The organism is Helicobacter sp. TUL, assembly GCF_002287135.1.
Classification (GTDB): Bacteria; Campylobacterota; Campylobacteria; order Campylobacterales; family Helicobacteraceae; genus Helicobacter_F.
Window position 1 is genome coordinate 1 of sequence record NZ_NESU01000019.1, and the last position, 25,284, is coordinate 25,284.

24 protein-coding genes and 1 pseudogene are annotated in these 25,284 nt (G+C 38.8%); 7 read left to right on the forward strand and 18 right to left on the reverse strand.

What is annotated here, in order from left to right:
• Positions 1–193 precede the first annotated feature (193 nt).
• From aepX to B9T66_RS07855, 5 genes are all read right to left on the reverse strand, one after another.
• The gene (aepX, locus tag B9T66_RS07835; protein ID WP_257874662.1) at positions 194–1,516 is read right to left on the reverse strand and encodes a phosphoenolpyruvate mutase; all 1,323 of its coding nucleotides are present in this window, start codon (positions 1,514–1,516) and stop codon (positions 194–196) included.
• The gene (locus B9T66_RS07840; protein ID WP_095628421.1) at positions 1,513–2,307 is read right to left on the reverse strand and encodes a class I SAM-dependent methyltransferase; all 795 of its coding nucleotides are present in this window, start codon (positions 2,305–2,307) and stop codon (positions 1,513–1,515) included. Before B9T66_RS07840 ends, aepX begins: the two co-directional genes overlap by 4 nt.
• The gene (locus B9T66_RS07845; protein WP_095628422.1) at positions 2,307–4,979 is read right to left on the reverse strand and encodes a YidC/Oxa1 family membrane protein insertase; all 2,673 of its coding nucleotides are present in this window, start codon (positions 4,977–4,979) and stop codon (positions 2,307–2,309) included. Before B9T66_RS07845 ends, B9T66_RS07840 begins: the two co-directional genes overlap by 1 nt.
• A complete protein-coding gene (locus tag B9T66_RS09230) occupies positions 4,976–6,415 on the reverse strand; it encodes a CDP-glycerol glycerophosphotransferase family protein (RefSeq protein ID WP_257874663.1) in 1,440 nt (479 codons plus the stop codon). Before B9T66_RS09230 ends, B9T66_RS07845 begins: the two co-directional genes overlap by 4 nt.
• 290 nt (positions 6,416–6,705) lie before the next feature.
• A complete protein-coding gene (locus B9T66_RS07855) occupies positions 6,706–7,173 on the reverse strand; it encodes a TM2 domain-containing protein (RefSeq protein ID WP_095628423.1) in 468 nt (155 codons plus the stop codon).
• A 198-nt stretch (positions 7,174–7,371) separates the two neighbouring features.
• Here B9T66_RS07855 and leuA point away from each other — a divergent pair, with 198 nt between their 5' ends.
• The 4 genes from leuA to leuB are packed head-to-tail and all read left to right on the forward strand — an operon-like array spanning position 7,372 to position 11,922.
• Positions 7,372–9,027, forward strand: a complete 1,656-nt coding sequence (gene leuA / locus B9T66_RS07860; RefSeq protein ID WP_095628424.1) for a 2-isopropylmalate synthase — start codon at positions 7,372–7,374, stop codon at positions 9,025–9,027.
• 25 nt (positions 9,028–9,052) lie between these two features.
• Positions 9,053–10,315, forward strand: coding sequence for a 3-isopropylmalate dehydratase large subunit (leuC, locus tag B9T66_RS07865; protein ID WP_095628425.1), 1,263 nt, complete (start codon positions 9,053–9,055; stop codon positions 10,313–10,315).
• Between the two features lie 17 nt (positions 10,316–10,332).
• A complete protein-coding gene (gene leuD, locus B9T66_RS07870) occupies positions 10,333–10,827 on the forward strand; it encodes a 3-isopropylmalate dehydratase small subunit (RefSeq protein ID WP_095628426.1) in 495 nt (164 codons plus the stop codon).
• A 9-nt stretch (positions 10,828–10,836) separates the two neighbouring features.
• Entirely contained in the window at positions 10,837–11,922 is a 1,086-nt protein-coding gene (leuB, locus tag B9T66_RS07875) for a 3-isopropylmalate dehydrogenase (protein WP_095628427.1), read from the forward strand.
• A 9-nt stretch (positions 11,923–11,931) separates the two neighbouring features.
• On the opposite strand, the gene ychF is transcribed toward leuB, so the two are convergent.
• The 8 genes from ychF to folD are packed head-to-tail and all read right to left on the reverse strand — an operon-like array spanning position 11,932 to position 18,497.
• A complete protein-coding gene (gene ychF, locus B9T66_RS07880; protein ID WP_095628428.1) occupies positions 11,932–13,032 on the reverse strand; it encodes a redox-regulated ATPase YchF in 1,101 nt (366 codons plus the stop codon).
• 2 nt (positions 13,033–13,034) lie between these two features.
• Entirely contained in the window at positions 13,035–14,456 is a 1,422-nt protein-coding gene (locus tag B9T66_RS07885) for a leucyl aminopeptidase (RefSeq protein WP_095628429.1), read from the reverse strand.
• The gene (locus B9T66_RS07890) at positions 14,449–15,180 is read right to left on the reverse strand and encodes a DedA family protein (RefSeq protein WP_095628430.1); all 732 of its coding nucleotides are present in this window, start codon (positions 15,178–15,180) and stop codon (positions 14,449–14,451) included. The genes B9T66_RS07885 and B9T66_RS07890 overlap by 8 nt, the downstream gene beginning before the upstream one ends.
• 8 nt (positions 15,181–15,188) lie before the next feature.
• Positions 15,189–15,719 carry an adenine phosphoribosyltransferase gene (locus B9T66_RS07895; RefSeq protein WP_095628431.1) on the reverse strand — a complete coding sequence of 177 codons (531 nt, stop codon included), beginning with the start codon at positions 15,717–15,719 and terminating at the stop codon, positions 15,189–15,191.
• Positions 15,720–15,735: 16 nt separating this feature from the next.
• Positions 15,736–16,074, reverse strand: a complete 339-nt coding sequence (locus B9T66_RS07900; RefSeq protein WP_095628432.1) for a hypothetical protein — start codon at positions 16,072–16,074, stop codon at positions 15,736–15,738.
• A 19-nt stretch (positions 16,075–16,093) separates the two neighbouring features.
• Positions 16,094–16,519, reverse strand: coding sequence for a ribose 5-phosphate isomerase B (rpiB, locus tag B9T66_RS07905; protein ID WP_095628433.1), 426 nt, complete (start codon positions 16,517–16,519; stop codon positions 16,094–16,096).
• A complete protein-coding gene (lepB, locus tag B9T66_RS07910) occupies positions 16,519–17,640 on the reverse strand; it encodes a signal peptidase I (RefSeq protein WP_095628434.1) in 1,122 nt (373 codons plus the stop codon). Before lepB ends, rpiB begins: the two co-directional genes overlap by 1 nt.
• The gene (gene folD, locus B9T66_RS07915; RefSeq protein WP_095628435.1) at positions 17,637–18,497 is read right to left on the reverse strand and encodes a bifunctional methylenetetrahydrofolate dehydrogenase/methenyltetrahydrofolate cyclohydrolase FolD; all 861 of its coding nucleotides are present in this window, start codon (positions 18,495–18,497) and stop codon (positions 17,637–17,639) included. Before folD ends, lepB begins: the two co-directional genes overlap by 4 nt.
• A gap of 314 nt (positions 18,498–18,811) precedes the next feature.
• Here folD and B9T66_RS07920 point away from each other — a divergent pair, with 314 nt between their 5' ends.
• Positions 18,812–19,078, forward strand: a complete 267-nt coding sequence (locus B9T66_RS07920) for a c-type cytochrome (RefSeq protein ID WP_095628444.1) — start codon at positions 18,812–18,814, stop codon at positions 19,076–19,078.
• Positions 19,079–19,205: 127 nt separating this feature from the next.
• Here B9T66_RS07920 and B9T66_RS07925 read toward each other — a convergent pair whose 3' ends face one another.
• From B9T66_RS07925 to B9T66_RS07945, 5 genes are all read right to left on the reverse strand, one after another.
• A complete protein-coding gene (locus B9T66_RS07925) occupies positions 19,206–20,126 on the reverse strand; it encodes a hypothetical protein (RefSeq protein ID WP_095628436.1) in 921 nt (306 codons plus the stop codon).
• Positions 20,127–20,196: 70 nt separating this feature from the next.
• The gene (locus tag B9T66_RS07930) at positions 20,197–21,789 is read right to left on the reverse strand and encodes an ATP-binding cassette domain-containing protein (protein WP_180763374.1); all 1,593 of its coding nucleotides are present in this window, start codon (positions 21,787–21,789) and stop codon (positions 20,197–20,199) included.
• A complete protein-coding gene (locus B9T66_RS07935) occupies positions 21,782–22,378 on the reverse strand; it encodes a UbiX family flavin prenyltransferase (RefSeq protein WP_095628438.1) in 597 nt (198 codons plus the stop codon). Before B9T66_RS07935 ends, B9T66_RS07930 begins: the two co-directional genes overlap by 8 nt.
• On the reverse strand, positions 22,375–23,310 hold the full coding sequence (gene flgA, locus B9T66_RS07940) for a flagellar basal body P-ring formation chaperone FlgA (RefSeq protein ID WP_219350226.1): 936 nt from the start codon (positions 23,308–23,310) through the stop codon (positions 22,375–22,377). The genes B9T66_RS07935 and flgA overlap by 4 nt, the downstream gene beginning before the upstream one ends.
• Positions 23,300–24,106, reverse strand: coding sequence for a hypothetical protein (locus B9T66_RS07945; protein WP_095628440.1), 807 nt, complete (start codon positions 24,104–24,106; stop codon positions 23,300–23,302). The genes flgA and B9T66_RS07945 overlap by 11 nt, the downstream gene beginning before the upstream one ends.
• A gap of 106 nt (positions 24,107–24,212) precedes the next feature.
• Between B9T66_RS07945 and B9T66_RS07950 the strand changes: the two genes are divergently transcribed.
• Positions 24,213–24,983 (forward strand): tRNA 2-thiocytidine biosynthesis TtcA family protein, encoded by a 771-nt coding sequence (locus B9T66_RS07950; protein ID WP_095628441.1) that lies wholly within the window; start codon positions 24,213–24,215, stop codon positions 24,981–24,983.
• A 73-nt stretch (positions 24,984–25,056) separates the two neighbouring features.
• Positions 25,057–25,284 (forward strand): annotated as a pseudogene (locus B9T66_RS07955) (zinc ribbon domain-containing protein); the annotation flags it as partial.

Genomic DNA, 25,284 nt, shown 5'->3' on the forward strand with positions numbered 1-25,284 from the left:
TAGTATCCAATATAACATTCTTGCCTTCCTTTAATGGATCATTATCGATAAAACACACAATTTCTTTGCCTTCATGATACAGGGCACTCCCTATAAGCCTACCACAATTACCTGCACCAAAAATAATAACTTTTTCCATGATTTTTCTCCTTTAATATAATTTCCTTACATCTATGATGCCCAAACACTCTCCTTATATCGTCCCTGGGATCAAAGAGAGTATCTCTTTTACGCTCATACATCGCCCTTCAATTTCTAAACTTCTATCATGTGTCAAAATCCCTTCTGCCACTTCTTTCATTGCTACAAAAGATGCCCTTAACAAATGATTAGCATAAATTATAATATTGGCTCCTGCTTCACCAAGCTCTTGTGCTGTAATAGCATTAAAGCTTGTAGGCACTACTACAATAGGTGTTTGTGTATCCTGTGTTCGAAATCTTTGAATAAATTCTAACACTTCATCAGGAGATTTCTGGCGTGAGTGAATCATTATGCCATCTGCCCCAGCTTGCACGTATGCAAAAGCACGTTTAAGCGCGTCATCTTGTCCCTTTTCTAAAATAAGCGACTCGATACGCGCGATAATCATAAAATCACTCGTAATCTGTGCGCGTTTACCAACACGGATTTTGTCACAAAAATCATCGATACTATCTTGAGTCTGCTCTACATCATTGCCAAGCAAAGAATTTTTCTTTAGTCCTGTTTTATCCTCGATGATCACAGCACTTACACCCGTTCGTTCAAGGCTGCGCACCGTAAATCCAAAATGCTCGATTTTTCCACCCGTATCAGCATCATAAATAAGTGGCTTGGAAGTAACTTCAAAAATATCGTTAATAGTATGCAATCGACTTGTAAGTTCTACCGCTTCAATGTCTGGCTTACCCCTAGAAGTTGAATCTGTGAGTGATGAACTCCAAAAACCATCAAATTCCAACTTCACTCCATCTTTTTGCACAAAAACATTTTGAGCAATCAGTGCTGAAATCGCCGAGTGTGTTTCAAGGATTCTCAAAGGTTTCTTGGCAGCAATCAAGCGTCTAAGTAAAGAAAGTCTAGCATTCGTAGAGATTCCTATTGCACGAGCATCGGCGTTGAGTTGCGTAGAACTAATGCCCTCTGTATAAGCTGGTTCAATGAGTTCCCCATATCCAAGATCTTGCAATGTATCTAACACATTTTGTCTTGTCTTGGCTTGTGCTCCACTTTTCCAATCATCGCCGTGTATCACATATCTAGGTCTCAATGCACGAATATTTTCTTCATAACTAAGGCTTGTTTGTGGAATCACGCGATCGATATATCGTAAATTTTCTATTACCGCTTTTCGCTGGTCATAAGTCATATATGGCACACGCTTATAAGAAGCAATTGCTGCATCTGTAAGCAATCCAACAACTACCTCACCATCTATAGAGTCAGCATAATCTCTTGCAATTTTTAGGATATTTATATGTCCTGGATGAATCAAATCTGCGCTCATCGCAACATACACGCTCGGAGTCTTCATGCCGCCTCCTTGCCCTCATGTGCATAAACACACTTAGTCGCAATGGGCGAATAACGATGTGTATAGATCTTTTTAGGGAATAGAATTATAACTATATATCTATTTACCCCGCCCCCGCCACATGAATCTGTCAATTTAGCAATAACACGAATAAAATAATCATTCTCATATCTATCGCCCTGCGTGAATGGAGCAAAACCGCGAGACTCTTTGGCGTAAAGAATCTGAAAACTTCTAGAACCTGAGTGCATAGCGCGTATATCCTCCAAAAGATCTTCAAGCGTTACAAAACGTCGATAATGCGATTCATAAATAAAGGCATTTTCTTCATCTTGAACGCGTTTGCCTTTTTGATACAAAGAATTTTGGACACCTCGTGCCTCAATAGCAAGAATTCCATCGCAATCAAGGTAGTTTGGTATTTGTGCGAAAAGTTCAGATTGTTGCGCGTATGTAATAGAATGTAGACTAAATCGTGAATAAATACAATCATATGGAGGGCGTAGAGAATCTATGTGCTTAAGTTGGCTAAAATCTCCATACACAAATCTACAAGACTCATTGCCAAAATGGTCATTGAGATAATTCATCTCATCTTGGATTTGATCTATCGCGGTGGTATCTATGGCAGATTTAGCAAAATACACGCTATCACGCCCATTACCACAACCTAATTCTAATAAACGAGCATGTGGTTTGAGATAATTCTCACGCACAAATGCACTAAAAAGAGAGTTAGTGGCATTATGTTTGTGGGATTTATAATAATCTTTCCAATATTGTATATCCATTAGCGCTCCTTGTCCTGTATGTTGGTGATATCTGTCCAATTATTTAGATCAAAAATATTGTTTTTGACTTTATACTGCAAAATAACGTCAAACTTTGTATTAGTCTGCCTTCCGCTACCACCATCCACAAGCGTAAAAATAAGCTCACGATCTAACATAGGTTGTTTTATGACGCTAGGCAGAATTCTAGGACATTTTGAACCTATTTCATCACATGCTACGGCCATTGCATCACTATTGCTCACAAAGGTTGTATCATCAACCTTTAGCTTCCCTTTGGCACCAAACTCCTTGACCAAAAATAATATGTGAGAATTCCGTAATTCTCTACGAGGAAGATCTATAAGTGGTGCCCCTTGTCCTCCATTGCCATGATCGCTAACAATAATGATTTTTGTATTATCATAAATGCCAGAATCCTTAAACCATTGCAACCATGAAGCAAGATTCTTAACATAGCAAATATGGTTAGAATATGCCAATCCTGATTTATCTGACATTAACCTAGATCGATAAATACTAGGATCTGTAATATGCATACAATTATTGTCCTTATCAAGAAGCCATGGAAAATGTTCGGTGTTTTCATGAAAAAGTTTAAATGTTGGCTTTGGGGAATTTATATTAGAAAGCACAGCAAAACTCGCTATTTTCGAAGCATTATTGACTGAATATCTAAAGTGATTTACCAAAAGAGAATCTCCAAATAGCCAACCCTCCGATTGATAAAGTCTCGACCTAAAAATATACGGACTCGCACGAAACAATCCTAGAGAAATGAGTTCTCCAAAAGGTATGGCAGAATCTAAATCTGGATCTTTGATATGGTAATGTTGCTTATAAAAACTTGACCACGCACTATGATCAGTGTTTGGAATCAATAAAACATCTTTATTAAGATATGGGCGTATATAAACTTCATCTCCGGGGAAAATAGTCCCAAAACTTACTGCATAACCAGCATTTGAAAAACTATTTGCAATATCAACAATCGCTTTTGAATTTTCTTCCGCAAGAGTATGCTTAAGTTCTCTTTTATTGACATTATATGGTGTGTAATACTCTCCTCCAATAATCGAAGGGAAAGAAGCAAATGTAATACTAGAAGCTGAAAGAGCATTTTTATAATATGTAAAACCATCAAAAACTTCATACAATTCCGGATAATCATTAAGTGCCTGTGTAAAATTATCACTTTGCACAGTATCAGACATTAACACAATAATATTTTGTTTAGTTTTTGAAAAACTCAAATAAGAGTCTGCATAATCTGGCACCATAGAATTTTGCACATCCTCTATGGAATCTCGCGTATGCACTTCCAATTGTGCATAATGACTATGATCAACAAACACTCTGCCTAAATCTAAGACACTAGAGATCAGAAAGATACTAAACACAAATAATAATGTCATGCGTAACAAATTTGTAAATTTATATAGCATAATAAGTGCTACAAACATGAGAAAAAAAGCATAAGCTATATCAAAATACTTTGCATAAGGATGTGAAATATTTGCACCACCATCTTTAAAAAGCAACCCATCCAATAATGCATAAGGACGACCATTAAATATGTTACCTGTAAATAAAAATACATAACTTATTGAAATCAAAATCAAGACCACACATGCATACACACCAATTTTTAGGAGAGGTGTTTTATAGAAAAAACTTGTTATATAAATCCCCAAAAAACTAAAAAGCAAAAAAAATCCAAACAAACCGCCAAGTGTTTGGAAGGTCTGATTTGGATCAAATTGACTCACATCTGAACTATACACCGCAAAAGGTGAAAACACAAAGATAAGAAAAAATATATTAAGCAAAGCAAAAATAGAGATATTGCGATAAGTCACATATGTTTTAGAATCTAGCATAGCATATGGCGTAAAAATACGCGTAACAAAACGTCCAACAAAAGATGACTGCTTAGCGTGAGTATCAAATTCTTTATACACAGCAGATTTATTTTGTTCATTATTCAAGCTCGTATCCGCCTTAGCATTTCGCATAGATGAAACTCGTTTTTTCCATAAAAGCTTAAGTAAAATACATAATGTGCTTATTGTCCAATACAACACAAGTCCACTTGGCATTGCATATAATAAAACTAAAAATATGATAGCAATAAGGCTTCCTTGTATGCGTGCACCACGATCAGTGCCACTTATAAAAACGCTTATAAAACTTAAAGCGCTCATCACAAATGGTAGCAACGCATAACCAAAAAGCAAAGTATCAGGCTTAGAAAGATCCTCTATTACTCCAAACTTTGCACCACGCAAGCCCTCAAAATCCTGCAATAAAAACAAGACTCCCAAAAAAAATGGAATCTGTAATGCCAACCCACCCAAAGAAAACAAATTATAAATAGGATGATAGTGCTTTTGTTTAAAAAGTGTCTGCGTGTATGCATGGAGCTCCGAACCCCTAAAAACCTTTTTAAACTCGGCTATTTTTGCATCGCATATAGATTTTAAGGCATTTGTTTTTTGCGCTTTTTTATCTGCAAGGCTTGTAAGTTTCAACAAAAAAAGATTAATTGCTACACTTAAAAGCACGATAGCCCAACCATAGCTATGTGTATACGCATAAATCCACTCAAACACAGCGCCTAGCAAAGTTTGCATAGGATAGATAAAGATGTAATACAACACTTCTGCAATCATTGTTTGTCCTTTGTGTCATTAGATGATAGGCACGCTAACATAGAATCTAAATCTCGTATTCGGCTAATTTGTGGCATATAAGCCTTAAGACTATGCTCTAAAAGTTCGCGTTCGATCTTCAAAAGCTCTTGGGTAGCTTTGAATCCTGCATGATGTGGATAACGCCAAAGTTCTTCTTTGCATTTTTTGACTTCTTGTGTCTTGGTAGATTCTAAAATTTCTGTAATAATTGTCGTAAGATTAGAAAAGTTTTCTTCTTGGAGTTTGCCACCTATACGCTTGAGTGCATTAAAGGTATAAAACTTTTTCATATCAATATCACTAAGATCATATCCAGCAGTATCAAATTCAAAATCTAGCGTAAGCACAGGCTTACCTTCAAGACATACAAAATCAAAAATAACTGAACTAAAATCCGAAATCATCATATCAGCCTTGGTAAACGCATACACATTAGGAGTGCCAATATCCCACACAACATTTTCATATTTTGCAAGATTCTCTTGAATATTTTTAATATTTTTGGACTCTGCTTCACCAATGAGACTCTGAGGATGTGGACGGACAATAAGCACAAAACCTGCCTTAGCAAGTGGCTCTAAAAGTTTAAGTCCATACTTACTAAGAATCGTTTCCTTACCCCAAGAAGGAGAAACAAGAATAACGGGTTTATCGTGTGATGAAATGTTAGAGAGCTTATCAAAAAGATGAATCTTGTGATCCAAGCTAGATTCATTATGCAACGCTGTGTCCCTTAGATTCGAGAGTTCATCTAAATATGTGCTTCCCACAACACCAATATATTTCTTTTTCACAGCATGAGCTTCTTCTACTTCACGCACAAAATCCTTTTGAATCTCATTTGCCACTAACACAGAATCAAAATAATCCAATCCAAATGCCCTATATGTCATTGGTGTTAGAGAATGCACGATATGACAATAATGCCCTACACCTTTGCTACGCTTAATTTGCAAGACATCCAAGCCCGGTGTAGTAAACACACAAATATCGGCTTTAAGAGTATTAAGTTTTATATAAGCCTTATTCCCCTCACCAATATAAGTAAAAACGCCATATGTAAGATTTTTACGAGACAATGCAGGGTCATCTTGCCCAGACGTGAGGTATGTATAAGGGTGCTTGATTGAATCTAGGGTATCTAAGATAGGTTTAAAAGTGTGGTAGTATTGTTTACCTTCAGAATAAAAGACAATATGAGTTTTTGCTTTGGAATTGCCCCCCCCCCGAGAGCTAAAGCCACCACTTAAAAGAGTCCTAGGAGAAGTAAGTTTGTAAAAAATATTTTTAATAAAAAATACCACAGAAGCAAAAATAGCAACAACAGATGAAAGCAATAACGAACCACTACCAGGATCAAGATACGCAAATGCAGGAACATATCCAAGAGACAATAATACTAAGATTCTAAGCACGATACCACCCTTACTTTTGATACGAAGTTACTTAAAGAACTTCTAAAAAGTTTCAATAAAGTTTTAAAATCATATTGCACATATGCCAAATATAAGCTTAAGGGCTTATAGCTTTATTAATTTAGAGTTGTGTAATGCGATCGATCTTAGCAATCTCTAGCAATAAATCCTCCATGACGACATTAAAAATTAATATACCAAAAGCAAAAAGTAAAAACTCCACTTTTCGCAATCAAAAACATCAAACAAAGACAATAATGCGTAGATGTAAAATTATAAAAATTAAGATTTTAAGCAAGAACCCTTAAAAAATTGTCTTTTAAGGGGAATAAGTTAGCTAAGAACCGAAAGGATTTTTTTAGATTATCTTGTTTGATACCTTTCCAAACCAAAAGCAAATCAACAATTGACCAAATCCACACAGCAAAAAGCATAAGATACCCTATGATAAAAAAAGACACAAAAATATCATGGGAAGATTCTACGACAATAATAGCTATGACCCACACGATAATCGCTATCAATAAGAGCGCAGGTTTCGCAATACCTAAACCTATATCACCTTTGTAGAATCTATCCGCACCAAAAGCTCCCAAAAACAAACCCAAAATCAAACCGATGATATGGCTTTTTAAAGGGAGAATTGCCAAGCTTGAAATCTGATCTTCTGAAGCTTTTTCAAGTTTTTCTTTGACAAGTGGTAAACTTGTGCTAGGAATTTTATCCTGTAGTGTCATGAGAGCAACATTAGTATCCATCTCTATAACTTCTAAAATGTTTTATCGAAATTGAAGTGGCGATTTTATCAAGTTCTACTGCGTAAAGTCAATAGAATCTATGTTTTACTTACACATATATAAAGCAAACACAAACTTAACAAGCTTATTAATTTTTAGTGTTATAATGGAAAAGTTTTATTAAAATTTACAAAATCAATGTAGCGTTTAGGAGTTGTTATGAATTACAAAAAATATCAGCGAGGTTATTTTATGCCTCCTACCCAAAGTTTAGAGTGGGCAAGCAAGGAATACATAGATAAAGCCCCAATTTGGTGCAGTGTAGACTTACGCGATGGTAATCAAGCCCTTATTACACCTATGAATCTTGAAGAAAAAATTGAATTTTTTAAACTATTAGTCAAAATTGGATTTAAAGAAATCGAAGTAGGATTTCCGGCTGCTAGTCAAACCGAGTATGAGTTTTTACGCACACTTATCGAAGAGGAGCTTATCCCAGATGATGTCTCTATCCAAGTTCTCACACAAGCGCGGGAGCATATCATCAAAAAAACATTTGAAAGCCTACGAGGGTGCAAAAGTGCCATCGTGCATGTGTATAACTCCACATCATTTGCCCAACGCCAACAAGTGTTTAAAAAATCCAAAGAAGAAGTTAAGCAAATCGCTATCAATGGAGCAAATCACCTCAAACAAATGGCTGCACAAACCGAAGGAAATTTCCGCTTTGAATACTCACCTGAAAGCTTTAGTGGCACTGAAGTAGATTATGCACTTGAAGTATGTAACGCAGTCATTGATGTCTTTAAACCAACCGCGCAAAATAAACTTATTTTGAATCTTCCTGTAACCGTAGAGATGAGTTTGCCACATATCTATGCAAGTCAAGTGGAATATATCTCCAAAAATCTCAATAATCGTGAAAATGTGCTTATTTCACTTCACCCACATAATGATAGGGGCTGTGGAATCGCCGATGCGGAATTAGGACTTCTTGCAGGAGCTGATAGGATTGAGGGCACACTTTTTGGAAATGGGGAACGCACGGGTAATGTAGATATCATCACTCTTGCTATGAATATGTATTCGCACGGAGTAGATTCTAAACTTGATTTTAGCAATCTTCCAGCAATTTGTGATTTGTATGAGAAAGTAACAAAAATGCATGTTTATGAGCGCCAACCATACTCTGGTAAGCTTGTATTTGCGGCATTCTCTGGAAGTCATCAAGACGCGATCGCCAAAGGTATGGCATACCACAAAGAACAAAATCTTGAGACATGGAGTGTGCCATATCTCCCTATCGATCCCCAAGATGTTGGGCGTGTGTATGAAAGCGATGTTATACGCATAAACTCCCAAAGCGGTAAGGGGGGCATTGCATATGTTCTTTATAGTCAGTTTGGTATCGATCTCCCCACAGCATTTAGAGAAGATTTTTCGTATTATGTCAAAGACATTTCGGATAAAGCACACAAAGAGCTTAGCCCACAAGATATTTGTGATATTTTTCAAAAAGACTTTGTGAATCTTAAAAATCCTTTAAGCTTGAAGGATTATCATTTCACACGCACAGATGATGGCTTAAGTGTGAGTTTGAGTGTAGAATTTAGCGGAAAAGACTATGAGATTGAGGGCAGAGGCAATGGGCGATTAGATGCAGTCGCAAATGCCTTGCGTGAGAATCTCAAGCTAGATTTTGATATCGTCGATTATAGTGAGCACGCACTCAAAGAAGGCTCATCATCTCAAGCTATCTCATATGTGCAAATCCAAAATGCACAAGGCAAATGTTTTGGCGTTGGGATTGACACAGATATTATAGCAGCGAGCATTTATGGCTTGATAAGTGCTATCAACCGCACATTGCATTAATTTTATCACAATAAAGGAGCAAAGTATGAGTATGACAATGTCTCAAAAGATTCTCGCACATAAGGCAAACTTAGAATCTGTTAAGGCTGGTGATTTGATAATGGCAAAACTTGATATGGTGCTAGGCAATGACATTACTACACCTGTGGCAATTAATGCCTTTAAACAAGCGAAATTTACAGAGGTATTTGACAAAGATAAAATTTCTCTAGTAATGGATCACTTCGCGCCAAACAAAGACATCAAAGCCGCTACACAAAGCCAACAATGCCGCTGCTTTGCCAAGGATTTTGATATTTCACACTACTACGATGTAGGAAATATGGGTGTAGAACATGCTCTCTTGCCTGAGCAAGGTATCGTAACTATTGGGGATCTTATCATCGGGGCAGATTCACATACTTGCACATATGGAGCATTGGGTGCTTTTTCTACTGGTGTAGGCTCTACAGATATGGCAGTAGGTATGGCAACAGGTGAAGCATGGTTTAAAGTTCCACAAGCTATGCGCTTTAACCTTAAGGGTAAATTGCGCCCATATGTCAGCGGCAAAGATGTGATTTTGCATATCATTGGTAAAATCGGCGTTGATGGTGCGCTATACAAAAGTATGGAATTTGGTGGTGAGGGATTAAAAAACCTTACTATCGATGATAGGCTTTGCATTGCAAATATGGCGATTGAAGCGGGAGCAAAAAATGGAATCTTTGAAGTTGATGAAATCACTATAGAATATGCCAAGGCACGCACGAGCAAACAATTCCAAATCTATGCGCCAGATCCAGATGCATACTATGAGCAAGTGTTTGACATCGATCTTAGCCAAATCGATCATACCGTGGCATTTCCTCATCTCCCAGAAAATACCAAACCAAGAGAAGAATGGGGCGAGATCAAAATTGATCAAGTTGTTATCGGATCTTGCACAAATGGGCGCTTGAGTGATATGGCGATTGCTGCAAAAATTCTAAAAGATAAAAAAATTGCCAAAAACACGCGCTGTATCGTTATTCCAGCAACACAAAATATCTACCTAGAATGTATTAATAGAGGATATTTAGAAACTTTTATCAAGGCTGGTTGTGTTGTTTCAACGCCTACTTGTGGTCCTTGCTTGGGTGGGCATATGGGAATCTTGGCAGCCAACGAAAAATGTGTCTCCACAACAAATCGTAACTTTGTAGGACGCATGGGGCATGTAACAAGTGAAGTATATCTTGCGTCTCCAGAAGTAGCAGCGGCAAGTGCTATCACAGGGATATTAAGCACCCCAGAAGCTGTAATTTAATAATTTAAGGAGAAAATATGAAAGCCCAAGGTTTTGTTCATAAATATGGCGATAATGTGGATACAGATGTGATTATCCCAGCTCGATATCTTAATACTGCCGATCACAAGGAATTGGCAAGTCATTGTATGGAAGATATTGACAAAGATTTTGTTAATAAGGTTAAAGAAGGCGATATTATGGTCGGAGGTTGGAATTTTGGCTGTGGATCAAGTCGAGAACACGCACCCATAGCCATTAAGGCAAGCGGTATTTCGTGCATTATCGCCAAAAGCTTTGCACGCATTTTTTATCGCAATGCCATAAATATCGGTCTAGCGATTATAGAATCTCCTGAAATAGCAGATTCTATAATGCAAGGTGATGAAGTAAGTATAGATTTTGATAAGGGTGAGATCACTAACCTTAGCAAAAACACAACATTCAAAACCACGCCATTTCCGCCATTTATCCAAGAAATCATTAATGCCAATGGTTACCTAAACTGGATAGCCCAAAGAAGAGAAGCTTAAGGATTATATATGCAAAAAACAATAGCAGTCATACGAGGAGATGGTATCGGACCAGAAATCATCACACAAGCCCTCAAAGTGCTAGATGTCATAGCACAAAAATATAATCACACATTTGTGTATAAGGAAGTGTTGGCTGGTGGATGTGCGATTGATGCGTGTGGAGAATGTCTCCCAAAAGAAAGTCTAGAGATATGTAAGCAAAGCGATAGTGTGCTTTTGGGTGCAGTGGGTGGTCCAAAATGGGATAATCAACCAAGCCATAATCGCCCAGAAAAAGCACTACTCCAAATTCGCAAAGAGCTTGGGCTTTTTGCGAATATCCGTCCGGCTCTCTTGCTCCCACAACTCCAAAGCGCAAGCCCGCTCAAAGAAGAGATTCTCAAAAAAGGCATTGATTTTATTATCGTGCGAGAACTTATCGGTGGGGTATATTTTGGCGAACACAAAACACAAGAAATCGCAGGTGAGGTAGTCGCTAGTGATGATATGCGCTATAGTACCTCACAAATAGAATCTATAGCAAGGGTAGCATTTCAAATCGCTAGAGGGCGAAAAAAACAAGTAGTGTCCGTGGATAAGGCAAATGTGCTTGATACTTCAAGGCTATGGCGAAAAGTTACAGAAGAGGTAGCCAAAGACTATCCAGATGTGAATCTCACACATATGTATGTCGATAATGCTGCTATGCAAATTTGTCGCGCTCCATGGCAGTTTGATGTAATCCTAACAGAAAATATGTTTGGGGATATTTTGAGTGATGAAGCAAGTGTGATTACAGGAAGTATAGGCACTATACCTTCTGCTTCCCTTGCGCACACCGAGAAGGGGTTGTATGAACCAATTCATGGTAGCGCTCCAGATATAGCCGGAGAAGATAAAGCAAACCCCATTGGCACAATACTAAGTGTGGCAATGATGTTAGAACACTCTTTTGGCTTACACAAAGAAGCTAATGCAGTCCAAAAAGCCATAGAAATGATCCTTAATCAAGGATATAGAACCCTAGATACCCTAAATCCCACAGATTCATCGCTAAAAGCGGTAGGTTGCGAAGCAATGGGTGATCTTGTGGCAAAAGCAATTGCAAATTAAGGTTTAATCTTACACATTAAACCTAAAATGCATGACATCGCCATCTTGCACGACATAATCCTTCCCTTCACTCCGCATGGCACCAGCCTCTTTGGCTTTTTGCTCTCCACCATATTTGATAAAATCCTCATAGCTAATGGTTTCAGCGCGAATAAAACCTTTTTCAAAGTCCTTATGAATCACACCTGCAGCCTGTGGAGCTTTATCACCCTTCTTAATAGTCCAAGAACGCACCTCTTGCACTCCAGCAGTAAAATAACTAATAAGCCCTAATTTTGCAAACCCCACACGAATAATCTGTGCAAGCCCACTATCTCCACCGCCAAGCTCTTGTAGAAATTCCTTGCGTTCCTCATCGCTCATACCTACCATATCTTCTTCGATCTTAGCGCAAAGCTTGATAACCTCACTCCCTTGCCCTGCTCCATATTCGCGCACCTGTTTAACAAATTCATTATCCACACATAAGCCATCTTCATCGACATTTGCACCAAAAATAACTTCTTTATTACTTAAAAATCGCAATTCTTTATCAAGGGTTAAAAATTCTTGCGTATCACAAGAGTGAAAACTTTTGGCGCTCTTGCCAGATTCTAAATGCGTAAGCAAATCTTTTGCTACCTCGAGCATAGCATTAGCACCCTTTTGTGCCTTACTTTCTCTCTCTAGTTTTGCAATACGCTTTTGCAATGTCGCTATGTCAGCCAAAATCAACTCTAACTCAATAATCTCGATATCGCCTATTGGATCTATACGATTTTCTACATGTGTAATATCGCTATCCTCAAAACATCGCACAATATGCAAAATCACATCAGCTTCTTTGATATTTGCCAAAAATTGATTCCCAAGTCCCTCACCTTTGCTCGCACCTCGCACAAGTCCAGCAATATCCACAAACTCCACTTGTGAATGCAAGATTCTCTGCGGATTTACAATCTTAGCCAACTCCAAAAGTCGCTCATCAGGGACACTCACTACAGCTTTATTAGGCTCTATGGTGCAAAATGGATAATTTGCTGCTTGAGCGTTCTGTGTTTTAGTAAGTGCATTAAAAGTCGTGGATTTGCCCACATTTGGAAGTCCCACAATCCCAATAGACAATCCCATACTTACGCCTTTTTAGATTTGGACTTTTTAGAATCTTGCCTAGATTCTAGATTCTCTATAAAGGCAAGCACAGCACGCACCCCTGCTCCACTCGCACCACTTGGGTTAATATCCCACTCACGCTCAATATACGCAGGTCCAGCTATATCGATATGTAGCCACTTATCTTTATATTCATCACGGATAAATTCTCCCAAAAACATTCCAGCACTTATCCCACCACCATAGCGACTTGATCCGATATTGCAAAGATCTGCAACCTTAGATTCTAAAAGCTTTTTGATATGGCGATTAAATGGCAAGCACGCCATTAATTCTCCACTCTGTAGCGCACAAGATTCAAAGTCTTTTTTAAGGACCTCATTATATCCCATTATGCCACTTGTATATTCTCCAAGTCCCACGACACAAGCTCCCGTAAGTGTTGCTAAATCTATAATAATATCAGGTTTTAAATCTTGAGCATAGCTCAAACAATCACAAAGCACCAAACGCCCTTCTGCATCAGTATTTCGGACTTCTATGCTTTTGCCTTCACGCGAGAAAAGCACATCATCAGGCTTATAAGCATCACCGCCAATCATATTTTCTGCCGCACCAATGATTCCATGCACCTCGATATGTAGCCCAAGTTCTGCCACAGCATTCAAAATCCCTATCACCGCACACGCACCACTTTTATCTGCCTTCATTGTTACCATATAATCGCTTGGTTTGAGGCTTAATCCGCCACTATCATATGTTAATCCCTTGCCTACTACCACAACACGCGCCAAAGGCTTTTTTGGCTTATATTTCAAATGCACAAGATATGGCGGATTCACAGAAGCCCTACTCACAGCAAGATACGCACCCATACGCTCTTTTTGCAAATCCTTTGTATCCAAAACTTTGCATTCTAAGTCCTTTTTTTGCGCAAGTTTTTTGCAATACTCCAAAAGATATGCGGGAGTGGCAACTTGTGGCATAGTATTTACCAAATCTCGCACGATATACAAACTCTTTGCCACAATCTTTGCGCGCTTTGCTACCTTTCCTAGAGCACTATCACCTTGTATATATACCTTTGAAAGTGCATACTCTTTTTTGTTTGATTTATATAAACCGCTATCTTGCCAACCTGCCAAAATCCCAAGCATAAGTGCATAATCTAAAGCTTCATCACCAAATGCCTTTATGCCAATACTTCCAAATTTTAGAGATTTAAAAAATCGCGCAATATTTGCACCAGCTTCACGCACAAAATCTACATGACGCCCGTCTATGCACACAAGCAGTGTCTTTTTTTCTTGCAAGAAAAATTGCCCCTTACCATCAAACCCAAACTCTTGTGCCTTTTGTATATTTTTGCTTCCTTTAGAATCTAGCACAAATTCCACATACGCTTCACCTTGCATAGAATCTGTTATAACAATCTCAATCATTACTACTCCTTGCTTGTAATTTTGTAATACGCTTATCCACGCGCTTTGTTTGTGTTTGAAAATACCAAAGCACGCCACCACCGATAATAATTGCCAAAGGAATAAGCAAATAAGGATGATCCTTAAACCAATCAAGCACAATAAAAATTTCTTTACCAAAATACCAAGTAAGCACAATAGTGATAGCCGCCCACACTTGCGCACTCAAAAAATTAACAATAGCAAACTTCACAGCGCTATAGCGCGTCGTGCCAATACTCATAGGAATAATTGTGCGCATACCATACATATAGCGTTGTATAAAAATAATAGGCCAGCCATATCGCTGCAATAAGAGATTTGCGAGTGCAAATTTTCGTCTCTGAGACTTTAGGCTTTCTTGAATCCCTTTGCGATTAAATCTCCCGATATAAAAATAAATCTGATCACCGACAAAACCTCCAAAGCCCGCAACAAAAATAGAGGCAAGTAAATGCATTTTGCCATCATGCACGGCTAACCCAGCAAAGATAAGCCCTAACTCACCCTCTAAAATCCCCCAAAAAAATAAAATCACATATCCCCAGCTCTCTACATGCTTATCCCAAAGTGTTACGATAAATTCCTCAAGTGAAAAACCTGTGCTTTTGTAATACACTATCAAGCCTATACACACAAGGATCACACATGCCCAAGTTAAGATTTTTTTTGGGTTTTGTTTTATGGAATGCCATAGAGTGTGCATAAATCCCCCTAAATGTCTAGCACACAATGCACATCACAAAGCTCCTCAAGCTTTGCTTTTCCTCCAAGTTCGCACAAATGCAAAATAAACACCGCCTCCACACATTGTGCGCCAAGTGTTTGGATAAGTTTCACCCCTGCTTGTGCAGTGCCCCCAGTGGCAATAAGATCATCAATAAGCACAACGCGTGCATTTTTTTTATCTCCAAACGCATCAATGTGAATCTCTACTTCATCAAACCCATACTCAAGGCTATATTTCTCACTCACCGTGGTAAATGGTAGTTTGCCTTTTTTTCGGATAGGCACAAAACCTACTCCAAGCGCATATGCCAAAGCAGATCCAAAAATAAATCCTCGAGATTCTATCCCAGCAACAAAATCAATCTCACGATTTTTATAACGCTCAGCGAGAGATTGTATAAGCTCACAAAATACTTCTTTGTTGCCTATCATTGTCGTAATATCATAAAACAAAATCCCAGGCTTTGGATAATCTGGAATTTTGCGTATAGAATCTATCAATTTTTTGCTATCCATAAATACTCCTTAAATATTATAAAAGTGCCTCGATTTTTTGCTCTAGCTCTTTAATACGCGCCTTGTATTTATCTGTCTCGATTCTGTATTGTGAGTTACGAGCCTTTAGGACTTTTACTTCATTTTTGAGCGCATTCATCTCTTGTTGCATATTATCAATATTACCAAGCGCACGCTGTAGTTGCAACTGATGTTTGCGCACCAAAATTTCTGCCTCACTCAATGTAAGTTTCATGGAGGCGGAGTTCTTTTCCTCTTTGCGTGCGACACTCTTATAAAAAAACGTCCGCACTATCATATACAGCACAAAAAGTATAAATCCTGTGAGAAAAATCCATTGTGCAAAAAGATTCATAACTTTCTCTCCAATCTATCTACCCAAGCTTACGCACCCTCTCAAGATGTCTGCCACCCTCAAACTCTGCGCTAAAAAACTGCAACACGATTTCTTCTGCCTCACCTTGTCCTATCACACGCTCACCCATACATAACACATTGGCATCATTATGTGCGCGTGCCATTTTTGCCAAATATGGATCGGTGCAAAGTGCTGCGCGTATGCCGCTAAAGCGATTTGCTGCTATACTCATACCTATGCCACTGCCACAAATAAGCACACCTTTAGATTCTGCATTGGCACTAACGCTCTCACAAAGCTTTTTGGCAAAATCTGGATAATCTACACGCAAATCCGAATCTGGACCCAAGTCGCAAACTTCCAAACCTTTGGCACAAAGCACCTCTTTGACAAATTCCTTTAATCTAAACCCTGCGTGATCTGATGCGATAAAAACTTGCATTATAACACCTCTGTTTCTAAAATATGCTCTTTGGTTTCTTCTAGTGTTTGTTGTGATAAGCCTTGCGCGTCTCTATATCGCTTGGCTAACTCCTCAATACCATGTATTCCTTTAAACAAACGCTCCCAACGCGTGATATAACGCTCTGATGTATTTGTGTCCGCACCTACTTCCTCGCTATTGGCTTTTGTAAAACTAAAATAAATAAACCACGGCTGCCCTATGATATTGCTGTATGACACACTGCCCCAAAACCGAGAATCAAAGCTATTGTTACGATTATCTCCTGCCATAAAAAATGAATCTTGTGGCACTTTAGTATAAAAAAAGACTTCACCTTGCCTATCACGCAATTTATCCATCGCTATACTATCACGCATAGTCATATCCATAAACCCAAGGTTTGGTATATACACAAATTCATCTTGCCCAAAAGTGGTATATTGCTTCTCAAAAATATCGCAATCTATGCGTCTATCCGCGTTAGAAATACTCCCACCATCTTTACAAACTTTGGTATACAATCCCTTTTCATCGCGAAAATACGCGCGCTTATATAGTGGTGTAATCCTAGAATTTTGAGCTTCAGAAATATGCCACCATCTTGGCGCATAATAAATCCCTGCGTGCTGTAAGATAAATGGATCTTTTATAAATGTTCTCCCTAAAAATTCGCGTGTCTCCAATTTTTCACCTAATTGCTCTTTAAATTCTTTGATACCAGCATCTCCATTGTTTGGACGCAAATAATAGCCATCTTGTGCAAAAATCACTTCATCGCCACCTACGCCAAACACACGCTTCACATAATATGTGCTTTGCTCGTGAGGTGGAATAAATACTACGATTTCTCCTCGTTTTGGACGCTCTCCTTCGATCAAATGCCCATTGCCATTAAAATCCGGCACAATCGGCGTATTCAACCAAGGAAGGCGTGGTGTAGGAATGCCATAGCTAAATTTCTTGACAACAAGCAAATCACCCTCAAAAAATGTCCCAACCATCGATCGTGTAGGGATAATAAAACCCTGTGCGATAAAAAAAATCACAAAAAGCACAATAATAATCGCCCCACTCCAACTTGACGAAAAGGCTCGCCACCATTGCCAAAGCCCTCTCATATCCCTGCTCCTTTAGATGTATCACAATGTATCTGTTTAGCGGCTTTAAGGGTGTTTTGCAACAAAGAGGCGATTGTCATCGGACCAACTCCTCCAGGCACAGGAGTAATAGCAGAGGCTTTTTTGGCGACATTGACAAAATCCACATCACCCACCAATGCACCTGAATCTAGGCGATTAATCCCTATATCTATAACCACTGCATCTTGGCGTATCATAGATTCTGTAATGAGATTGACTTTACCCACACCAACACATACTATATCCGCTCTGCTCGTGTATTGCGCCACATCTTTTGTGAGAATATGGCATATGCTCACACTCGCACCAGCATTAAGCATTAAGGTTGCTAATGGTCTGCCTACGATATTACTCGCACCAACGATAACAACATCTTTGCCACGCACACTAATTTGATAAGATTCAAGCAAACTCATCACGCCCAGTGGCGTAGCAGGGACAAAGCCATCAAGATTGGTATTTAAGCGCCCAACATTATAAGGGTGGAATCCATCGACATCTTTGTGTGGTGCGATAGATTCTAAAATCACAGAGGTATCTATGTGTTTTGGTAGAGGTAGCTGCACTAAGATTCCATGAATCTTTGGATCTGCATTGAGCGTGGCAATGAGTGCCAAAAGCTCTTCTTGTGTGCAAGTTTGGGGAAGTTCGTGTTTGCAAGAAAAAAATCCCACATTTTGACACGCCCGCTCTTTCATGTTGACATACGCCCTACTTGGTGCGTCATCGCCTACAAGCACGACCGCCAATCCCGGCTTTATATCTAATGTCGCGCATTCCTTGATGATATTTTGTTGGATTGTATCACTTAAATTCTTTCCATCTAAAAGTATCACTGCTTTCCTTTGTGGAGTTTTTAATTTTTCGTATATTATAATATTTTGGATTAAAAAACTATGTTTTGGTGGTGCTAATGAAAAAATTTATACTTTTGTGTGTTTTGGCAACGCTTCCATGTGCATATATTATCGCCGTGGATAATACCTCACAACCAACACCCACAAAAGACACAAACTCTAATGCCTCTATGGATACAAATATAGATTCTGCACAAACACAAAATACAGAATCCTTGCAAGTGCTTGATACACAAGATTCACTAGCACAACCCCAAGAATTCCACGCACCAGAATTTGATAATGAAGGGTTTATCACTTTTAGAGAATATGGGAAAAATCTCTATGAAAATCCTCGTGGGATAGGCTGTCATCACTGCCATGGGCAAAAAGGCGAAGGAAGTATCATCGCACACTACACACATAAGGGCAATGCCAAAACTTTGAGTGCCCCTGCTATCAATACACTTGAATTTAGTGTCTTTGCCAAGGCTCTAGATTCACAAAAGCTCGGTGTTATGCCTCGCTACTACCTCACGCAAAAAGAAATCCAAGCGATTTATTTTTATCTATATGAATAGACCTTATGTGCTAAAGATACATGGAATCTAGGGATATTATTTATGTAATTTATATGCCAAACACCCAAAGGGTGTTGGCAGGATCTATATGTAAGATTACAATGTTGTGCTTGCAATGCTTAGATATTTATAGACCCCCTCGTTTTATCTGAGCATAGAGATTTTGGAGTGAGATGATAAGCACACTTAGCACGACACCAGAAAATAACCCCAATACCCCAATAATCCAAGTCTTTATAGCAAATGCAGGTTTTGAAGAAATATTTTCTGTGATATAGCTTGCATTTTTGATACTATCCTCTCCACTCATGAGTTTGTATTTTGCAAGCTGTTGCTCAAACCCTAAAAGTGTTGTATTTTGTGTAGTATTCTTACTTGTTTCTGCACTCTCAAGAGATGATTGAAGTTGACTTAAAGAATTGGTTATAATTTGGTGTTGCGTAGGGTTATTAGATTTTTTGAGTTCTTGTTGGAGTTCGTCTATCTTTGTGTGTGTATATGATATCCTAGAATCAAGGGATGGTAAAATATTGTCCTGAATATTTACGATCCTGCTTTCGATAGCCTCTGTAAGATACTTCAAATTTGCTCTATATTTTTCTAGCCTATCTTTATTTTTTTCTTGCGCATAAGCTAACACCTCTGCAAATATACCTTTTACATCTTCTTGTGTCTCACCTCTCACCAATACGCTTACAAAGGGCAAGTTTTGGCTTCTAAGATCTACTTGTACGTCTTTAACAAACCCATTGCGTGAAATATCCTCTGTGGCAAGGTTTTTAGATCCCATAAATACTGCCTCAAGCTCTTTAGCAATCTCTTGTGCACTTACAATACGAGTTTTTGCACCTTGTTCATTAAGAATATACCCCGTATCAATCACACCCACGCCATCATACATGGGTTTAAACTTCACAAAAGCATACGCATACGCACCAACAACACAAGCCACGACGCAAATCCCAAATATTTTCTTATTCTCCCACAACAAACGCAAAAATTGTTTGATGTCTTGATTATTGCCTTTGTTTTCTAACGCCTCTGCCATATCATACCCCCTTATGATGCACTCTTTTTACCAAAATAAAACCTGGCATTGTATCTTTCACAAACTTTAATTATCCTAAGTCTTGCCAAAAATGTGTCGCCAAAAGATTTCTAAAATACGCACTTTTTGGCATTGCAAATACTTCTTTGCTTGCACCGCTCTCTTGGACATAGCCATCTTTTAGCACAATAAGTGTATGGCTAAGAAATCGCAAAATATCCAAATCATGCGTAATAAAAATTAAACTCATATCCAAGTCCTTTTGCAAACGCACTAAAAGCTCTAGAATCTGCTTTTGTGTGCTTTTATCAAGCGCACTTGTGGGTTCATCAAGCAGTAAAATGCTAGGCTTTAGCGCCAAGGCTCTAGCAATACACACGCGCTGCCTTTGCCCACCACTAAGCGTGTGTGGATAGCGCGATGCAAAGCTTTCGTCTAAGCCTACACTCTCTAGTGCTTCATATACGCCTTGTGTGCTTTGTGTATGTCCATAATGATATGCAATACCTTCTGCGATACTATCACCCACGCGCATTCTAGGATTTAGCGAGGCGAATGGATCTTGGAAAATTACACCGAGTTTGGCGCACAAAGAAAAATATTCCTCTTTGCCAAAATCCCTTACATCCTTGCCAAAAAAGCGTATTTCTCCACGATGTGCCATAAGTCGCACAATCGCCAAGCCCAAACTACTTTTACCAGATCCAGATTCACCAGCTATGCCTAAAATCTCGCCTTTATGTAGCCTAAGATTCACATTATGCGTGATACACACAGGCACATTACGCCAAAATTTACGCCTAAAAGCTATGGAGCTAAAATCTTGCATAAATAGCACTTCAGAGTCTTCATATGCTTTTGGCACGAGCGTAGAAAAATCTAGCGCGTCCAAAAGCTCTTTGGTATAAGATTCTCTAGCATTACTAAAAATCTCTTGTGTCGTGTTAGATTCTATAATCTTCCCACACTGCATAACCATAATGCGATCCGCAATTTGTGCTACCGCACCCAAATCGTGTGTGATAAGCACAATCGCGCTCTTGTTTGCAAGCGTGGCTAAAAGCTCTAGAATCTGCTTTTGTATCAGTATATCAAGTGCTGTTGTGGGTTCATCGCAAATAAGAATCTGTGGATTATTAATAATGCTCATAGCAATCAAAGCACGCTGCCTTTGCCCACCACTAAGCGTGTGTGGATAGCGCGATGCAAAGCTTTCATCTAAGCCCACGCTTTGCAACACTTCACTAAGCCTTTGTTTGCACAAAGCCCTAGAAGCCTTAGGATTATGTAACATAAATGTTTCTAGAATCTGTGTGCCAATTTTTTGCACCGGATTTAAAGCACTAAGTGGATCTTGGGGAATATATGCGATATGTTTGCCCCTTAGCGCACACCACGCCCTCTTATCTAATGCACCTAAGTCCTCTTTATTAAAAAATATCCTATCCTTTGGTATGTGTCCATACAATCCCAAAATGCTTTGCGCCAAAAGACTTTTTCCCGATCCAGATTCACCAACAATAGCCAAAATTTCATTCGCATGTAGGGTAAAAGTAATATCAGTAAGTCTAAAATTCTCACTCACACATAGAGAAAAATTCCGCACCTCTAAAAGCTTTGGTTTTTCTTGCGAGGGTGATATATTTCTTTGCGCTTTAAGCATGATTGTTTCCACCCCAAGGGGTAAAAAGCGTATGTGGTATGCCAAGCACATCATACCATTTGCCTACAAAAAACCTCTCCATATCTTCCAAACTTTGCACACCACCATAATATCCCACAATGGGCGGAGCGATACACACCCCAAGATGTGCAAGTTTTGACATATTATCTAGTGCAATCGCACTTAATGGCATTTCTCGCACTGCCAAAAGTAACTTACGCCCCTCTTTTAGCATAACATTAGCGCTCCTTGTGATAAGCGTGTCGCTAATACCCATAGCAATTTTTGCCACCACATCACAACTTGCAGGGATAATGCACATCGCCTCCATACGCGAACTCCCAGAGGCTATGCACTCATGCAATGCATCATCGCTAAAAATTGTAAGATTATGCATACGCACTTGAGATATACACTCATGAAGTGTCTGTGTAGTATGCTTAGATTCACTAGTATGCACACGCTTTGCACCATTGCTTATAACTACATACACACAAATATCACTAGGCAAATGCCGCACAAACTCTACGCCCAAATGCACACCACTTGCTCCTGTGATACCTACAACTATCTTTTTGGGATAACTCATAACACAACACCTTGATTTTTGCCAACAATCTTTATTTTTAGAATCTTTTTGCTTTCACTTGCTCTAGCTTCTATCACTTCACCAAAACTCCCACTTTGCAATGCCTCTAGCTGCGTATGCAAACTAAATCCACCACCCACACTCTCCACAAATACGAATTCACCTTTTTTGACAAGAATACTCGGTCGTAATTTATCCTTTGTAAGCAATGTGCCTTTAGGGAGATAACTCTTTGCACTCCCAAATACTACCTCACTCTCACATACAGGCAAAGATCCAAGCTTTTGAAATGCGATGGTTTTAGATTCTGTATGATCTTGTATACTCTCTTGTGTGCTAAGGGCTTTTGTGGTATACAATGCCTTTAAGCGTGCCGTTATTTCATACACAAAGAAAATTTTAGAATCTTTGGTGCGCGCCACAAGCACTCCGCTAGGTTTTTTTAATGCTGCTTGTTTGCCAAAAAGCTCAAATTCTGCATCTGCCAAAGCCTCGCCTAGATTCTGAAATTGCCTATCATCTTGCAAACGCACTTCAATAGAATCTATCACAAAGGCATTTGGACAAATAGCATCAAAATACTGCGTATAAAGGCGTTTAATCGCCTCCTTTGGTTTTTGCAAATCCATAGAAGCGCGATAAATAAACTCAACATCACTATGTGGCGTGTGCAATACAAAACCTTGTCGCTTAAAAATCGCTGCAACTTCATATGAGCGCATTTTCAAGTTAAAGCTTTGTTGTGGAAAATTTGCGATAAAAAAAGATTTTGGAATCTCTGGAAAAAGGTGTGTGGAGAGAATCTGTGTGTGCGAAAGCGTATAAGTTGGTGCAAGCGTGTATTCTTTGGGCGCAACAATATAATTCCCTATCTCTTCACTTGCCAATACCCCACACACACTCATAATATAAAACAAGATTCTAAAACACATAGACATACCCAAGATTCATAGAGAGAATCTGCTGAAAAATGATAGGATTTGTATTTGTATCGCCCCCAATCAGCGAATCTTTGCCCTCACGCACATCGGTTAATCGTCGAAACATTAGCTCAATGCGGTGCTTACTTCTAAACACATAGCCAAAGCCTAACCCCAACGCGACTTTATTGCCTCCTATGAAGCTATCCTCACCATTGCTTTGCAATCCTGCTGTGCTTGTATGATTCCATATAGAGCTAAACCCAATATGTGGCACATACGCCAAATCCACAATCACGCTTAACATATGATCATAGGTTTGACCAAAGTTTGTATCAAGCACGATACTAACTCCTGCGTTATATGTTTCAATCTCATATGTTCGGACATATCCATTTGTGCCATATTCTGTATTAGTAGTGGATTTTGCATACTCACCATAAAGGCGAAAACCCACATAAGGATTAGAAAAATATGTATACCCCACTCTTGCATTAAAACCAGCACTTGCAGGGTATTTTTCATTATAGAGTGCTGGTGTGGTCGTATCAGTGCGCACCACAGGGACAAGATTTACCCCCAAACCCACAAATATACCACTTTTTGTTTTGGCAATGTCTTTCCATTCAATAGTGGGTTTGCTAAAAAGCTTTGTATAATCAAGCGGTTTTTTACCCTCTAGTGTAGGTTTTATGTATTGCACATCTTGTGGCTTACTTGCAAGAGAGCGCAATAACTCTTCATCATCATCGCTTTGTGCACCATACCCCATTACCACACAAAGCACAATCACCCAAACTTTACCCACAATCCTAACCTTACCTTGCCAAATTTTTTGGCATTATAGCAAACTTGCCTAAAAAGTTTTAAGAATATGCTACACTTGCGCTTTGCATTTTTATTTACAAAGGGTTATGATGAGCACACCTACTATTAGTAAAAAGATTCTCTCTATCGTAGGAAAAACTAACGCCCAATACAATCTTATCCAAGAAAATGATAAGGTGCTTTTGGGATTAAGTGGTGGCAAAGATTCTATTTTACTTGCTACGATTTTAGCCCATATGCGCGCCCACGCACCATTTAAGTTTGAGTTCAAAGCACTTACCGTGGATTATGGGCGTGGTGGTGAATATGAATACATCATAGAATACTGCCAAAAACTCAATATTCCATATGAGCTTTATCGCACCGACATTTATAAAATTTTAGAAGACCATAAACGCGAGGGAAGCGTGTATTGTAGCTTTTGTTCGCGTATGCGTAGAGGTGCGCTTTATACAAAAGCACTAGAGGGTGGATTTAATAAACTAGCCCTTGCTCATCACCTTGATGATGCAGCAGAGAGTTTTTTTATGAATCTTACATATAATGGTGCCTTGCGTTCTATGCCTCCAAAGTATAAGGCACAAAATGGCTTAGGTGTGATTAGACCACTAATTTTTGTGCGTGAGCGACAAATCATTGATTTTATCGCACACAACAATATCTATATCGCACCTGATTGCAACTGCCCTATAAACTGGCTAGATGATGACAAACGCCCATTTGCACGCGCACACACAAAAGAATTCCTCGCACAACTAGAATCTAAAAATGCCGATTTTTTCAAGTCTCTAAAAAATGCCTTTACGCATTTGCATGCCAATAGTTTTTGTGATGAGCGATTTTTAGATGAGCTTTGAAAAAACAAAAACTCAAGCTATAATTACAGACTATAAAAATCCTATTGCACACATTTAACACAAAGGACTTTCAATGAATAAACATTTACAATCACTTATCCAAATCGCAAATCTTGATAAGCAAATTGATGGCTTAGAACCAAAGATTACAGAAGTGCGTAAAGAATTAGATGCTAACATAGCACAAAAGAATTCTCTACTACATACCATACAAACACTACAAGAAGAAAGCACACAACTTCAGTATGAAATCCAACAAAATGATCGTCTTATTCATGATAATGCTACACGATTAGAAGAT